Source organism: Pseudomonas sp. DD1 (genome assembly GCF_044510355.1).
Classification (GTDB): domain Bacteria; phylum Pseudomonadota; class Gammaproteobacteria; order Pseudomonadales; family Pseudomonadaceae; genus Aquipseudomonas; species Aquipseudomonas shahriarae.
The window spans coordinates 232,694-246,656 of record NZ_MSAJ01000022.1 but is presented as its reverse complement, the minus strand read 5'-3'; the positions used below and the strand labels follow the sequence as shown (position 1 = coordinate 246,656).

Sequence of the window (13,963 nt, the reverse complement as noted above, 5' to 3'; positions counted from 1 at the left end):
AGCTCATTTGTCACGGATGGCGGGATGTTGGGCAATGCAATTGCCCGGGTAGGAATAAAGGCACCTGATAACTTCTAGTGACAGGTTCAGCATGAAAAAAATATCTGGTTTGGTAATGGGTGTTGTCTGTTTGGCCGCAAGCGTGGTTGCACACGCCGATACAAGTGGTTCGGGGAACTTGAGGGTCATTGGTACTATCAAGCCAGCGCCCTGCACGGTCAGTATCAGCAGCGGCGTCATTGATTATGGTCAGATCAGTGCAGCTTCTATCTTGCCAAATGCTTTCAACCCCTTGCAGGAGAAAACCCTGCCGCTGTCCGTGAACTGCGGCACCGCGGCTACGCAGATGGCGCTGTCGGTATCTGACACGCAGGCGGCCAGCACCGTTGCGGGTATCCTGGGAACCGGCTTCGCTGAATCCCAGAACTTTGGCCTGGGTGCGGTGGATGGCCGGCGTACCGGTGGCTATTCGGTCAGGCTTTCGAACCTGTCCAGCGCCGGTGCCAGCCTGCTACCGCTCAAAAGGACCAGTTCTGTCGCAGCCTGGATGTATAGCGCCGATGGCCGGGTCGACAAGTTCCCGTACCAGCACTCCTGGAGCCGCACCACCAGCCCGGTTCCAGCACTGGTCAACGTTGTCAGCGGCACGATCAACGTCAAGGCCGTCATCAACCGGGGCAGCGCCCTGGACCTGAGCAAGGATGTTCCTTTGAACGGCCTTGCCACCTTAGTCGTTACTCGTATCTAAACAGGTAGTAAATCCGCACTGCAGTCGTAACTGGCTGTTGCGACTGCGTGCGGGCTGCTTACAGTCCTGGGTCTATTGACGGTCTCTTAAATTGTGTGTGGGTAGAACTTGATGAGTTTTCTTTTCAATACAGTTACTGCCCTGCTAGGGGGCGTAAGTCTATCTCTGCTACTACATGGCAACGTACTGGCTGACGGTATGGAGCCTGAAACATCTGTTGTAATTCTTTATGAAGAAAATGGCGAAGCGACTATTAATGTCAAGAATGCCGATGCCGGTCCGGCTTTATTACATTCGGTCATTCAAAATCTTGCTGAAGACCCGGAACCATTATTGATTGTTACGCCGCCGATTGCGCGCGTGGAACCTGGCGAAACACAACTAGTGCGCTTTATCGCAACCCTCAAGGAACCACTCAAGACTCAACGCTTGAAGCGGGTCACTTTTGAAGGGATTCCCCAGGCCAGGGCCGAAGGGCGTGCGACCATTGGTATCACCATTCGCCAGGACCTGCCGCTGATCCTACACCCCCAGGGTTTGCCGCGGCTTGAAGATCCCTGGAAGTTGCTCAAGTGGACCCTGCAAGGCAATCGCCTGGCCGTGCAGAACGACAGTGCCTACGTTGTCCGCCTGGGTTTACAGGTGCAGCTGCTGCCGGCCAAGCGCCCGGCAATATTGTCGCGCACCTATGTGCTGCCTGGCGAAACGCTTTGGACCACGGTCGAGGGCAATGTCGCAGGGGTCAATGCCGTCGAGATTCAACCGGCGACGGTCTACGGCTATTCGACCTCCGTCTACCAGGCTCCCGTTGCTGTCGAGGCGGGTTGATCGAGCTATGAGAACTGTCGATAAAGCCGGTTGTTTCAATCAGTCCGCATCGTTCTTCCGGGCCCCGGGCTCCCTGGCGTATGGCTCGGGCATTGTCATCGGGCTGGCCTCACTGTGCAGCGGGCCTGCCCATGCCTTGGAGCTGGGAGAGGGGTTTGATCTTGCCGTTCTCTCTGCGAACGGTATTGACCCGAAGGTTGCCCATTATTTTCGCAGTGCGGCGCGCTTTCGCGAGGGCGTCCATGTGGTCGGGTTGAGGGTCAACGGCAACCCACTGGGCTTGGTGGAAGCGCGTTTCGACTATGAAGGGCAGCTGTGTTTTACCCCCGGCCTGCTGGAAAAGGCCGGGCTGCGCGTCCCGGCGACGGTCACTCGGCAGGGCATCGCGCGCGATCAGGCGTGCCATGATTTTGTCGGTGAGTACCCGGCGACCCTTGTGCGGCTGAGCCCTGGCAGCGATGAAGTCTCCCTGGTGGTGCCCACCCAGTCGATGCGCGAGTTTGAATGGGGCGGGGGCAATGCTTCCCAGGGTGGCATGGCGGCCTTGTTCAACTACGACGTGCAGGGTTTTGAGGATCGTTTCAACAGTGGCTCTTCCCGCTCCGTCTCCGCCTATACCGATGCGGGGTTCAACCTGGGCAACTGGATTGTGCGCAGTCGCCAGTTTTATATCTCCGATAATGGCAAGGCCAGCAGTGAGCATGTGAACGCCTACGCCCAGCGCGACTTCGCGGGCCTGCGCTCGACCTTCCAGGTGGGTCAGATCTCCAGCAACAACCCGGTGTTCGGCGGGCTGCAGCTCTCCGGCCTGCAACTGTTCCCCGATGGGCAGTCGCGCGCGGCCGGCGGCAGCGCGGTGGTGGTCGAAGGGCTGACTCGCAGCCCGTCCAGGGTGGAGGTGCGCCAGTCAGGGGTGTTGATCCATACCACCCTGGTACCGGAAGGCCCTTTTTCCCTGACTGACCTGCCGTTGCTCAATGGCACCAGCGACCTGGAGGTGAACGTGATTGGCACCCGTGGCGGTGGGCACAGCTTCAGGGTACCTGCGGCGTCCTTTGGTGCGAGTGTGCCGGTGGTGCCGGGCTACTTCTTTTCCATGGGCAAGGTGCGGGGCGCAACGCTGGACGAGCGGGAGCCCCCGGTGGTGGCGATGGCCAGTGGTACCTGGGGCCTTGGGCGCAGTTCTTCGCTGGGTTTTGGCCTATTGAGCACTGACGAGTACCAGGCCGCGGGCGGAACATGGAGCAGCGTTTTTTTCCAGCGGCTGGCAGTGGGCGGGCGTCACAACCTGTCTCGCGATGGTTCAGGCAATGTCAGCGGCGCTCGCAGCTCCATTTCATTGAGTAGCCCGCTGTCTGCCAGCCTTGAGGCCAACCTCAGCGCTACACGCCAGACGCGGGGGTATCGCGAAGTCACGGAGGCCGGGCTGTCGAGCGCCCGCGACGACCTGGACGCGCGCTTCAAGAACCAATACACCCTGGGCCTGAGCTGGGCTGACCCGCTGCTGGGTGGCTTCTCCATCAGCTACTCGCACAGTGCGCAATTTGACGGGCAATCGGCTGAACATGTCTTTGCCTCCTGGAACCGAGACTTCAGTGGCACTCAGGTGTCGTTGATCGCCGACTCCCGGGTGGGTGGGGCTCGACCGCGCAAGGAGCGGAATATCCGCCGCCACGAGCGCAATGATGCTCTCGAGACAGGGCTGTCGCTGCGATTGCAAGTCACCATGCCATTTGGCGGCGAACGTCGTGTCACTTCCTATGCCAGCCGGCGCGGGGGCGAGGTGGAGTTCGGCAGCGCGTTCAGTGATCGGGTGAACGACTATGTGAATTATGAGGTGGGTGTTGCCCGGGAGCAGACGAGTGGTGATCAGTCGGTTCAAGGCCGGGTAAATGCCATACCGCGTTACACCCAGGTTGGCTTGGGCATGCGTCGCGACTCTTTCAGTACCAGCTACACCGGGCAATTGCAGGGCGGCGTGGTGGCCCATGAACGCGGTGTGACGTTCTCGCCCTACGCCGTCCAGGACACCTTTGGCATCGTCTCGGTGGGCGATGTTGGCGCGGTCAAGGTCGCGACCCCCCAGGGCCCGGTCTGGACCGATTATCGCGGGCAGGCGGTGATCGCCGGTTTGCCGGCCTACCTCAACAGTAACGTTGAGGTGCAGACCCGCTCCCTGCCCAAGCGTGTCGACCTGAAAAACGGCACCAAGGCACTCACGGCGGGTCGTGGATCCTTCAATACCGTTGATTTCGAGGTGGTGAAAGTGCGCCGCCTGCTGCTGGAAGTGCGTGACGAGCAAGGGCGCCCCTTGCCTCAAGGGGCCTCGGTATTCGGCCCGGGCAATGCCTTCCTGACCAGCGTGGTGGGTGAGGGCATTGTGTTCCTGAACAATCTGGACGAGTCGCAAACCCTGAGCGTCTCCCTGCCGGATTCAACCTCCTGTGTATTGCAACTCAACCCTGAGCCAGAAACCGATGACGACAAACTCTACGAAACAGGTTCGGCAGTCTGCCGTGCGCAGTGAATCCCTGAACCGCTTTGGGCCTGGCCTCGCTCTGTGCAGCGTGCTGCTGTGGGCGGGGCTGATGCCGGGGGAAGCGCTGGCGGGTGAATGCCGTATGTCCTTGAGCCAGCCCCGGGTCGACTACGGTTTGATCCGCAGCGCGGAGCGGGCGGGAGACCAGTTGGCCCTGGGGAAACGCACGCTGCAACTGAACATCGCCTGTGCCGAGTCGGCACCCATGGCCCTGCGTTTCACGGGGGTGTCTGCCGGGTCGAAAGGCTTTCGGTTCGGCCGCCAAGGCTATTTCACCCTGAGCCTGCAGCATCCTCAGGTGGATGGGCAGGCGGTGGAGTTGCGGGTGTCGGGAGAGCCGCCAAGCGGACAGTTGTTGCCCGGCCAGACGCTGGTCGCATGGGCAGGCGGCGCCCCGATACACGGGCGCCGATTTACAGCGCTGGTGAACATCGAGACCTTTGTGCCAGCGGTCGGGCTGGCAGTGCGTGACGAAACGGCCTTTGAGGGGCAGGGCAGTTTCGAATGGGTACCCGGCGCCTGAAGCCTCAGCCTGGCTGTTCCACCGAGCCTATAAAGTTAGCCAATTCGGGCGTGCGCGGTTGGGCAAACAGGACGTTCGGGTCGCCGACTTCATGCACCTTGCCCTGATGCATGAACACCAGCTTGTCGCCGACCTCACGGGCAAAGCGCATTTCATGGGTGACCATGATCAGGGTCATGCCGTCCTTGGCCAGTTGGCGCACCACGCTGAGGACTTCATTGACCAGTTCAGGGTCCAGCGCCGAGGTAATTTCATCGCACAGCAACACCTTGGGCGACATCGCCAGCGCGCGGGCGATCGCCACCCGTTGCTGCTGGCCGCCGGACAGGCGATCGGGGAATGCATCGAACTTTTCCCCCAGGCCGACCCGCTCCAGCATCTGCCGGGCCAGCTCCGCAGCCTTGGCCTTGGCGACTTTTTGCACGACCTGGGGCGCGAGCATGACGTTTTCACCCACGGTCAAATGGGGGAACAGGTTGAATTGCTGGAACACCATGCCGACTTTTTGCCGCAGGCTGCGCAGGTCGGCGCGGGCCGCGTCGAGGTATTCGCCGTCGACCTCAATCACCCCGTCATTGATCGACTCCAGGCCGTTGAGGGTGCGCAGCAGCGTGGATTTTCCCGAGCCGCTGCGGCCGATGATTGCCACCACCTGGCCTTCCTCGATACTCAAGTCGATGCCCTTGAGCACATGGTGATCGCCGTAATACTTATGCAGCGCGGATATTCTAAGCAGAGGCATGCAGTCTCCTTTCCAGGTAGCGGGCACTGAGGGACAAGGGGTAGCAGAGCAGGAAGTAACCGAGCGCCACCAGGCCGTAGACCATGAAGGGCTCGAAGGTGGCATTGGCGAGCATGCCGCCGGTCTTGGTCAGTTCGGTGAAGCCGATGATCGAGGTCACCGCTGTGCCCTTGACCACCTGCACCGAGAACCCCACCGTCGGCGCCACGGCAATTCGCAGGGCCTGGGGCAATATCACGTAGCGCAGTTGCTCATAAGGGTTGAGGGCCAGGCTGGCGGAGGCTTCCCACTGCCCGTGGGCGATGGAGTCGACACAGCCGCGCCAGATCTCGGCCAGGTAGGCGCTGGTAAACAGGGTCAGGGCAATCGCGGCGGCCAGCCACGGCGAGATATCAATCCTCAGCAAGGCGATGCCGAAAAACACCAGGAACAGTTGCATCAGCAGCGGTGTGCCCTGGAACAGTTCGATATAGGTCCGGGCAATATTGCGCGGTAGCGCCTTTTTGCTGATGCGCAGGGTCATTACCAGCAGGCCAATCAGCCCGCCGCCGACAAACGCCACCAGCGACAGCAGCAGGGTCCATTGCAGGCCGGTCAGCAGGTTGCACACGATGTCCCAGAACGAAAAATCACTCATCGACTGTTCCTCATCACATAGCGGCGACCGATCCAATTGAGCAACTGGCGGATCATCAGCGCCATGCACAGGTACACCAGCGTGGTCAGGGCATAGGTTTCAAAGGCGCGGAAATTGCGCGATTGAATAAAGTTGGCGGCAAAACTCAACTCTTCAGTGGCGATCTGCGAGCACACCGCCGAGCCGAGCATCACGATGATGATCTGGCTGCTCAGGGCCGGCCAGACCTTGCCCAGTGCTGGCCGCAGCACCACATGGCGGAACGCTTCGAAGCGGGTCATCGCCAGCGCCGCTGCGGCCTCCAGTTGGCCACGAGGGATCGCCTGGATCCCGGCGCGGATGATCTCCGTGGAATAGGCCCCCAGGTTGATCACCATCGCCAGTACTGCGGCCTGCCATTCGGAAATCTGTACCCCCAGTGAAGGCAGGCCGAAGAAGATAAAGAACAACTGCACCAGAAACGGCGTGTTGCGAATCAACTCGACATACACCCCGAAGAGCCAGCAGAACGGCTGGATTTTCCATGCCCGCACCACGGCGCCGACGATGCCCAGGGCTACGCCGAGGAGGGCGCCGATGGCTGTCAGCTCCAGGGTGAACAGCGCGCCGCGCAACAACAGGTCGGTATGGGCCAGCACCGGCACAAAGTCGAATTGATAGGCCATCAATCAGCTCCGCTTCAGAGATCGGCAGGCAATGGTTCTTTGAGCCACTGCATCGCGTTCTTTTGCAGGCTGCCGTCAGCCTTGGCGGCGACCAGGATCTGGTTGACCTTCTCCAGCAGTGCCGGCTCGTTTTTGTTCACGCCGACATACACCGGCGAATCCTTGAGTTTGACTTTCAACGCCGGCACCCGCTTGGGGTTGCGCTCGCTGATCGCCACCATCACCACGTTGCCACTGGCGATCAGGTCCACCTGGCCGGCGAGGTAGGCGGCGATGGTCGAGTTGTTATCCTCGAAGCGCTTGATCGTGGCTTCCTTGGGTGCGGCGGCGCTCAACTCGATATCTTCGATGGCACCGCGGGTCACGCTGATGGTCTTGCCCTTGAGATCGTCCAGGGTCGCAATCGCCGCCTCAGGCGGGCCGAACACGGCGAGATAGAACGGCGCGTAGGCCTTGGAGAAGTCGATGACCTTCTCGCGATCCGGGTTCTTGCCCAGGCTGGAAATCACCAGGTCCACTTTGCCGGTGGTCAGGAACGGGATGCGGTTGGTGCTGTTGACCGGGGTCAGTTCCAGTTTGACCTTGAGCTGCTCGGCCAGCAGTTTTGCGGTGTCGATGTCCAGGCCGCGCGGCTTCATATCGGGGCCGACCGAGCCGAAGGGCGGGAAGTCCTGGGGCACTGCGACCTTGAGGGTGCCACGGGCGACGATATCGTCCAGGCCATTGGCCTGGGCTGGCGTCTGGCTGAGCATCAGGCTGGCAAACAAGGCAGTGAGCAGGGCGCTGCAACGCTTGGTCATGGCAACTCTCCGAAAAGGGCGAAGGGATTTTCTGAGTTTTGCCAGTGCACAGCCCATGCCATGCCGCGCCAAAGCGGCTGCAAGGCAGGGTTTTACAGGTGTACAGCGGTCTTACTGGTCTGAACAGTCAGAAGCGATTGCGCACCCTTTTCGAGCGCCCGCAAAACCCGGCGAGCCCCTTTGGGGCGTGGCTTGCCGGCCAGCGAGAATAGATTTACAACTAGCCTCACTGTTGACCGAAATCTTGAGTTTTTTATGAATTCCATCGCCCAAGCCGTACCGGAAGCGGCTTTGCAAGCCATCCGCAAACTGATCAAGCAACGGGGCTTCGGGCCAGGTGATGCACTGCCTTCCCAGCGCGACCTGGCATTGCAGTTGGGGGTCAGTCGGGCCTCGTTGCGCGAGGCCTTGTCTTCGCTCAGTGCACTGGGGCTGGTCAGCGTGCAGCCGGGCAAAGGCGTGTTTGTGCAAGCGCCACCGACGGCCGACATGAGCGGGGTGGCCTGGCCCTTTACGGCGCAGGCCAGCCCCCTGGATATCTTCCAATTGCGTTATGCGCTGGAGGGCTTTGCGGCGGGGCTGGCGGCCATGACCCTGACCACCGAGGAACTGGATGGGCTCGAAGACAATGTCCAGGCCATGCGCCGGGAACTCAAGGCCGGGGATTTCGAGGCCGCTGCGCGGCTGGACTTCGCGTTCCACCAGCGCATCCTGTTGGCCAGTGGCAATCAGGCGATGATGAGCATCCTCAGCGCCAGTGCCGAGGTGTTTCTGGAAAGTCAGAAGCTACCGTTCATCCGACCGGAACGGGCGATGGAAACCTGGCAGGAGCATCGCAAGATCCTCCGGGCCCTGGCCCGGCGCAGCAGCGCGGCGGCGCACAAAGCTATGCAGGAACACGTGCGTAACGCTGCGTTGCGCACGGGAATAGCCTTTGTGACTCCGACGGCCTCTTGAACCCGCCATATCCAAAATGATGACGCTCCATAGCAAGAGTCAATCAGCAGCGGCTTCCTGAACGCAGGAAGGGCGGCTATGATGGGCAACGTTTTTTTTGCTTACAACCCGGAGACATCCATGAGCAACGATCTTATCAAGCACGTCACCGACGCGACCTTTGAGGCCGAAGTACTGCAGGCCCAGGGCCCGGTGCTGGTTGACTACTGGGCTGAGTGGTGCGGTCCTTGCAAAATGATCGCTCCGGTCCTGGACGACATCGCAACCACCTACGAAGGCAAACTGACCATTGCCAAGCTGAACATCGACGAGAACCAGGAAACCCCGGCCAAGCATGGCGTGCGTGGTATCCCGACGCTGATGCTGTTCAAGAACGGCAACGTCGAAGCGACCAAGGTCGGCGCACTGTCCAAGTCGCAATTGGCTGCATTCCTCGACGCCAACATCTAAGCGTCGTCAAAAAGCCCCGCAAATTGCGGGGCTTTTTCGTAAAGCAGGGCTAGACGCTCTGAAATTCAGGTGGTACATTCGGCCCCGCACTGGTTTCTCCACTGCCCCCTGCAAGCCGTCGCCGACGCATTCCTTTCGATTAGTACGCGATCCTGTCGCCTTCTCTGCGGCGCGGCCTCATTAAGCCAAAAGCTTAATTCCCCCCCTCTATAAATGATTACGTCATTCCTATATGAATCTGACTGAACTCAAGCAAAAGCCGATTACCGACCTGCTCCAACTGGCCGAAGAAATGGGCATAGAAAATATGGCCCGTTCGCGCAAGCAGGACGTGATTTTCTCCCTGCTGAAAAAGCACGCGAAAAGCGGCGAGGAAATCTCCGGTGATGGCGTGCTGGAGATTCTCCAGGACGGCTTCGGCTTCCTTCGCTCTGCAGACGCGTCCTATCTCGCCGGCCCAGACGATATCTACGTCTCGCCGAGCCAGATCCGTCGCTTCAACTTGCGCACCGGTGACACCATCGTTGGCAAGATCCGCCCTCCAAAGGAAGGCGAGCGTTATTTCGCCCTGCTCAAGGTCGACACGATCAACTTCGATCGTCCTGAGAACGCGAAGAACAAGATTCTCTTCGAGAACCTGACGCCGCTGTTCCCGACCGTGCGTATGAAGATGGAAGCCGGTAACGGTTCCACCGAAGACCTGACCGGTCGTGTGATCGACCTGTGCGCCCCGATCGGCAAGGGCCAGCGTGGCCTGATCGTCGCACCGCCGAAAGCCGGTAAGACCATCATGCTGCAGAACATTGCAGCGAACATCGCGCGTAACAATCCTGAAGTTCACCTGATCGTGCTGCTGATCGATGAGCGTCCGGAAGAAGTCACCGAAATGCAGCGCACCGTGCGCGGCGAAGTGGTTGCCTCGACGTTCGATGAACCGCCAACCCGCCACGTGCAGGTTGCTGAAATGGTGATCGAGAAGGCCAAGCGCCTGGTCGAACACAAGAAGGACGTGGTGATCCTGCTCGACTCCATCACCCGTCTGGCCCGTGCCTACAACACCGTGATCCCGAGCTCCGGCAAGGTATTGACCGGTGGTGTCGATGCCCACGCCCTGGAGAAGCCGAAACGTTTCTTCGGCGCCGCGCGTAACATCGAAGAAGGCGGCTCGCTGACCATTATCGCCACCGCGCTGGTTGAAACCGGCTCGAAGATGGACGAAGTGATCTACGAAGAGTTCAAGGGTACCGGCAACATGGAACTGCCTTTGGACCGTCGCATCGCTGAAAAGCGTGTGTTCCCGGCCATCAACATCAACCGCTCCGGCACTCGCCGCGAAGAGTTGCTGACCGCCGACGACGAACTGCAGCGCATGTGGATCCTGCGCAAGCTGCTGCACCCGATGGACGAAGTGGCAGCCATCGAGTTCCTGATCGACAAGCTGAAAACCACCAAGACCAACGACGAGTTCTTCCTGTCGATGAAACGTAAGTAATACGACGTTTCAGGTCCGAAAGAATGGCGCCCCCAGGGGCGCCATTTTTTTGCCTAAAATCTTTAACCACAGCTGGTGGGCAATTGCGCCGTCGATAGGGCTGCCAGCCGCCCTCAGAGCAGGTACGATGTACGCCTATTTTACGGGTGGCATGGTTAATGAAATTCAAGGATCTTCGGGATTTCGTGCAGCAACTTGAGCAGCGCGGAGAGTTGAAACGTATTCAGGTGCCGGTTTCCCCGGTCCTGGAAATGACTGAGATTTGCGACCGCACCCTGCGTAACAAGGGGCCGGCGCTGCTGTTCGAAAACCCCACAGGCTTTGATATCCCCGTGCTGGGCAACCTGTTCGGCACGCCCGACCGGGTGGCGTTCGGCATGGGGGCCGAGTCGGTCAGCGAACTGCGCGAGATCGGCAAGCTGCTGGCCTTCCTCAAGGAGCCCGAGCCGCCCAAAGGCCTGAAGGATGCCTGGTCGAAGCTGCCGATCTTCCGCAAGATCATTGCCATGGCGCCCAAGGTGGTCAAGGACGCGGTCTGCCAGGAAGTGGTCATCGAAGGCGATGATGTCGACCTGGCGATGCTCCCGGTGCAGACCTGCTGGCCCGGCGACGTCGGCCCGCTGATCACCTGGGGCCTGACCGTCACCAAAGGCCCGAACAAGGACCGCCAGAACCTGGGGATCTACCGTCAGCAAGTGATTGGCCGCAACAAGGTGATCATGCGCTGGCTGAGCCACCGTGGCGGCGCCCTCGACTTCCGTGAGTGGTGCGAGAAGCACCCCGGCCAGCCGTTCCCGGTTTCCGTGGCCCTGGGGGCCGACCCGGCCACCATCCTCGGCGCTGTGACGCCGGTGCCCGACAGCCTGTCCGAATACGCTTTCGCCGGCCTGTTGCGCGGCAATCGCACCGAACTGGTGAAATGCCGTGGCAACGACCTGCAAGTGCCGGCCACCGCCGAAATCATCCTCGAAGGCGTGATTCATCCGGGCGAGATGGCCGATGAAGGCCCTTACGGCGATCACACCGGCTACTACAATGAAGTCGACAGCTTCCCGGTGTTCACCGTCGAGCGCATCACCCACCGGGTCAAACCGATCTACCACAGCACCTACACCGGCCGGCCGCCGGATGAGCCGGCGATTCTCGGCGTGGCGCTGAACGAGGTATTCGTACCGATCCTGCAGAAGCAGTTCCCGGAAATCACCGACTTCTACCTGCCGCCCGAGGGCTGCTCGTACCGCATGGCCATCGTGACCATGAAGAAGTCGTATCCGGGCCATGCCAAGCGCGTGATGCTCGGTGTGTGGTCGTTTTTGCGACAGTTCATGTACACCAAGTTCGTTATTGTCACCGACGACGACATCAACGCCCGGGACTGGAACGACGTGATCTGGGCGATTACCACGCGCATGGACCCCAAGCGCGACACGGTGATGATTGATAACACACCCATCGACTATCTCGACTTCGCCTCGCCGGTGTCGGGCCTGGGTTCGAAGATGGGCCTGGATGCCACCCATAAATGGCCGGGTGAAACCACCCGTGAGTGGGGCCGGGTGATCGTCAAGGATGAAGCCGTGACGGCGCGTGTCGATGCGATGTGGAAAGAATTGGGAATAGATTGATGCGTGTAACCCTGCAACCTTCCGGCGCGGTCCTCGACTTGCAGCCGGGCGAGCGGATTCTTGAAGGTGCGCGGCGCCTGGGCTACGACTGCCCGCAGGCGTGCCGTAACGGTGTGTGCCATGTGTGCGCGGCGCTGTTGGTCGAGGGCCGGGTGCAACAGGCCGGCGAGGTGCGTGACCATGGCGAGTTCTACACCTGCATCGCCGAGCCGCTGGAGGATTGCATCGTGCTGTGGGATGGCGTGCTGGCGCCGGGGGAGTTGCCGGTGCGCACGCTGGCCTGCCAGTTGAGCGAGTGCGTGGAGCTGGGTGGCGATGTGTGGCGCGTGCGCCTGCGGGCCCCGGCCGGCAAAGCGGTGCGTTACCACGCTGGCCAGTACCTGATGATCGAGCGCGAAAACGGCGAGAAGTCGGCGTTTTCCCTGGCCTCGGCGCCCCACGCCGGGCGCGAGCTGGAATTGCATGTGCTGGTACGCGAAGACAGCGCCCGCAGCCTGATCGAGCAGTTGCAGCGTAACCAGATGGCGCGGGTCGAGCTGCCGTTTGGCGATACCCACCTGGCCGAGCTACCCGACGGCCCGCTGGTACTGATCGCGGCCGGAACCGGCATGGCGCAGATGCACAGCCTGATCGAACATTGCCGGGCCACGGGGTTCAAGTATCCGGTGCACCTGTACTGGGGCGTGCGTCGCCCTGAGGATTTTTACCAGGTTGAACATTGGGAACAGTGGCAGCAATTGCCCAATCTGTTCCTGCACAAAGTGGTCAGCGACCTGTGTGGTTGGGAAGGGCGCTGTGGCTTGTTGCACGAGGCGGTGTGCGAAGACATAACCGACCTCAAGGCCGTGCATGTGTATGCCAGCGGATCGCCGGCGATGATCTACGGCACGCTGGACGCGCTGGTGAATGCCGGGATGGATGCGCACCAGATGCGCGCTGACGTATTTGCCTACGCCCCTCGCTCCTGAGCGCTATGAAAACATTCTCGTAAGCCGATCAAACTGTGGGAGCGGGCTTGCCCGCGATAGCGGAGTGTCAGCCAACAAATCTGGCACTGATACACCGCCATCGCGGGCAAGCCCGCTCCCACATTGAACTGTGTCTACTCAGGTGTGCGGCGTCAGAATCGCACGCCCGTGGTCACCATCGCCGCATTGAACCCCAGCAACACAAACTCCGCCGCCACCGGCCCGTAGTGCGCACCCACCGACGGAATGATCACCGGCGCCACGCCGTAGCGGTTCAGCGGGATCTTGTCGCGGTACTTGCCGCGATAGCCCTGGATCGCCCCGCCGGTCAGTTTCAGATACACCGGATAGTCGGCCATGTCGAAGCGCTTGCCGGCGTAGGCGTAGTACGAGCGTTGGCGAAACGAGTTGCGAAAGGTCGCACCGCCATACACCCACCCCGCAGCGTCATTGCGCTCCAGGCCGATCAGGTCTTGATGGTTATTGTGCTCGGGGTCCGGCGCAAAGTGCCGGGTGTAGACGCTGGTCTGGGCGTACCAGAAGCCTTTGTCGTCGTTGGCCGGCGCTTCGGCGGCCAGGGCGGTGGTGGCCTGCGCCAGGAGCAGCAGGCCGGAAAGTCGGTTTTTCATGGTGCGACCTCGATAGTCGGTGAATGCGCGGCTAAGTGGGTCGTGACGTGACGCTATTTTGAGGTCCCGTCGGGCATAAAGGCTGAACGGGCGCTGAAAATAGCGCGGTTTTGCGCGGCAAACCTGACGAATGGGGCCTATTGCTCATGCTTTTTCATATTTTTAAAAGGTATTGATTGCAAGGGGAGCGGTATGGGGAGCGGTCGACATATTGAAGTGCTGCGCGAGGGTGCGTCGGCCCGCTAAGGGTCTGACGCGGTGGCCGGGGTGATCAACCGCCAGCAGTGGCGGCAACCTGGCCCATAGTACTTTTTCGCCTTACGGTTACAGCGGCGCGTTCTATTACGGTAAAGTCGCCTA

The 13,963-nt window shown here is 60.7% G+C and carries 14 protein-coding genes; 9 read left to right on the top strand and 5 right to left on the bottom strand.

Features of this window, described 5'->3' with window-relative positions; genetic code table 11:
• Positions 1-91 precede the first annotated feature (91 nt).
• The 4 genes from PSFL_RS14445 to PSFL_RS14430 all read left to right on the top strand — a co-directional run bounded on the left by PSFL_RS14445 (position 92) and on the right by PSFL_RS14430 (position 4,638).
• On the top strand, positions 92-748 hold the full coding sequence (locus PSFL_RS14445; protein WP_057440460.1) for a DUF1120 domain-containing protein: 657 nt from the start codon (positions 92-94) through the stop codon (positions 746-748).
• 111 nt (positions 749-859) lie between these two features.
• Positions 860-1,576, top strand: a complete 717-nt coding sequence (locus PSFL_RS14440; RefSeq protein ID WP_397470198.1) for a fimbria/pilus chaperone family protein — start codon at positions 860-862, stop codon at positions 1,574-1,576.
• 7 nt (positions 1,577-1,583) lie between these two features.
• On the top strand, positions 1,584-4,103 hold the full coding sequence (locus PSFL_RS14435) for a fimbria/pilus outer membrane usher protein (RefSeq protein WP_397470197.1): 2,520 nt from the start codon (positions 1,584-1,586) through the stop codon (positions 4,101-4,103).
• Positions 4,093-4,638 (top strand): hypothetical protein, encoded by a 546-nt coding sequence (locus PSFL_RS14430; protein WP_397470196.1) that lies wholly within the window; start codon positions 4,093-4,095, stop codon positions 4,636-4,638. The genes PSFL_RS14435 and PSFL_RS14430 overlap by 11 nt, the downstream gene beginning before the upstream one ends.
• Before the next feature lie 4 nt (positions 4,639-4,642).
• Here the strand turns inward: PSFL_RS14430 and PSFL_RS14425 are convergent, their stop codons facing one another.
• Genes PSFL_RS14425 through PSFL_RS14410 form a run of 4 tightly spaced genes read right to left on the bottom strand, consistent with a single transcriptional unit; the run spans position 4,643 to position 7,482 of the window.
• Positions 4,643-5,380, bottom strand: coding sequence for an amino acid ABC transporter ATP-binding protein (locus PSFL_RS14425; RefSeq protein ID WP_057440457.1), 738 nt, complete (start codon positions 5,378-5,380; stop codon positions 4,643-4,645).
• On the bottom strand, positions 5,367-6,017 hold the full coding sequence (locus PSFL_RS14420; RefSeq protein ID WP_397470195.1) for an amino acid ABC transporter permease: 651 nt from the start codon (positions 6,015-6,017) through the stop codon (positions 5,367-5,369). The genes PSFL_RS14425 and PSFL_RS14420 overlap by 14 nt, the downstream gene beginning before the upstream one ends.
• Positions 6,014-6,682: an amino acid ABC transporter permease gene (locus PSFL_RS14415; RefSeq protein ID WP_397470194.1), complete on the bottom strand. Its 669-nt coding sequence runs from the start codon at positions 6,680-6,682 to the stop codon at positions 6,014-6,016. Before PSFL_RS14415 ends, PSFL_RS14420 begins: the two co-directional genes overlap by 4 nt.
• 14 nt (positions 6,683-6,696) lie before the next feature.
• A complete protein-coding gene (locus tag PSFL_RS14410; protein WP_397470193.1) occupies positions 6,697-7,482 on the bottom strand; it encodes a transporter substrate-binding domain-containing protein in 786 nt (261 codons plus the stop codon).
• Between the two features lie 255 nt (positions 7,483-7,737).
• Between PSFL_RS14410 and PSFL_RS14405 the strand changes: the two genes are divergently transcribed.
• From PSFL_RS14405 to PSFL_RS14385, 5 genes are all read left to right on the top strand, one after another.
• Entirely contained in the window at positions 7,738-8,439 is a 702-nt protein-coding gene (locus tag PSFL_RS14405) for a FadR/GntR family transcriptional regulator (RefSeq protein ID WP_057440453.1), read from the top strand.
• A 120-nt stretch (positions 8,440-8,559) separates the two neighbouring features.
• Positions 8,560-8,889: a thioredoxin TrxA gene (gene trxA, locus PSFL_RS14400; RefSeq protein WP_029289563.1), complete on the top strand. Its 330-nt coding sequence runs from the start codon at positions 8,560-8,562 to the stop codon at positions 8,887-8,889.
• A gap of 232 nt (positions 8,890-9,121) precedes the next feature.
• On the top strand, positions 9,122-10,381 hold the full coding sequence (rho, locus tag PSFL_RS14395) for a transcription termination factor Rho (protein ID WP_003176825.1): 1,260 nt from the start codon (positions 9,122-9,124) through the stop codon (positions 10,379-10,381).
• Between the two features lie 158 nt (positions 10,382-10,539).
• Complete coding sequence (gene ubiD / locus PSFL_RS14390) at positions 10,540-12,006, top strand: 4-hydroxy-3-polyprenylbenzoate decarboxylase (protein WP_029289556.1); 1,467 nt, start codon at positions 10,540-10,542, stop codon at positions 12,004-12,006.
• Positions 12,006-12,974, top strand: coding sequence for a CDP-6-deoxy-delta-3,4-glucoseen reductase (locus PSFL_RS14385; RefSeq protein WP_057960948.1), 969 nt, complete (start codon positions 12,006-12,008; stop codon positions 12,972-12,974). The genes ubiD and PSFL_RS14385 overlap by 1 nt, the downstream gene beginning before the upstream one ends.
• Before the next feature lie 152 nt (positions 12,975-13,126).
• Here PSFL_RS14385 and PSFL_RS14380 read toward each other — a convergent pair whose 3' ends face one another.
• Entirely contained in the window at positions 13,127-13,603 is a 477-nt protein-coding gene (locus PSFL_RS14380; protein WP_057440452.1) for a hypothetical protein, read from the bottom strand.
• Positions 13,604-13,963 lie beyond the last annotated feature (360 nt).

Bases quoted from the DNA above. Each gene is read 5' to 3' on its own strand.
- PSFL_RS14445 (WP_057440460.1), top strand. From the start codon at position 92: ATGAAAAAAATATCTGGTTTGGTAATGGGTGTTGTCTGTTTGGCCGCA.
- PSFL_RS14440 (WP_397470198.1), top strand. From the start codon at position 860: ATGAGTTTTCTTTTCAATACAGTTACTGCCCTGCTAGGGGGCGTAAGT.
- PSFL_RS14435 (WP_397470197.1), top strand. From the start codon at position 1,584: ATGAGAACTGTCGATAAAGCCGGTTGTTTCAATCAGTCCGCATCGTTC.
- PSFL_RS14425 (WP_057440457.1), bottom strand. From the start codon at position 5,380: ATGCCTCTGCTTAGAATATCCGCGCTGCATAAGTATTACGGCGATCAC.
- PSFL_RS14420 (WP_397470195.1), bottom strand. From the start codon at position 6,017: ATGAGTGATTTTTCGTTCTGGGACATCGTGTGCAACCTGCTGACCGGC.
- PSFL_RS14415 (WP_397470194.1), bottom strand. From the start codon at position 6,682: ATGGCCTATCAATTCGACTTTGTGCCGGTGCTGGCCCATACCGACCTG.
- PSFL_RS14410 (WP_397470193.1), bottom strand. From the start codon at position 7,482: ATGACCAAGCGTTGCAGCGCCCTGCTCACTGCCTTGTTTGCCAGCCTG.
- PSFL_RS14405 (WP_057440453.1), top strand. From the start codon at position 7,738: ATGAATTCCATCGCCCAAGCCGTACCGGAAGCGGCTTTGCAAGCCATC.
- trxA (WP_029289563.1), top strand. From the start codon at position 8,560: ATGAGCAACGATCTTATCAAGCACGTCACCGACGCGACCTTTGAGGCC.
- rho (WP_003176825.1), top strand. From the start codon at position 9,122: ATGAATCTGACTGAACTCAAGCAAAAGCCGATTACCGACCTGCTCCAA.
- ubiD (WP_029289556.1), top strand. From the start codon at position 10,540: ATGAAATTCAAGGATCTTCGGGATTTCGTGCAGCAACTTGAGCAGCGC.
- PSFL_RS14385 (WP_057960948.1), top strand. From the start codon at position 12,006: ATGCGTGTAACCCTGCAACCTTCCGGCGCGGTCCTCGACTTGCAGCCG.
- PSFL_RS14380 (WP_057440452.1), bottom strand. From the start codon at position 13,603: ATGAAAAACCGACTTTCCGGCCTGCTGCTCCTGGCGCAGGCCACCACC.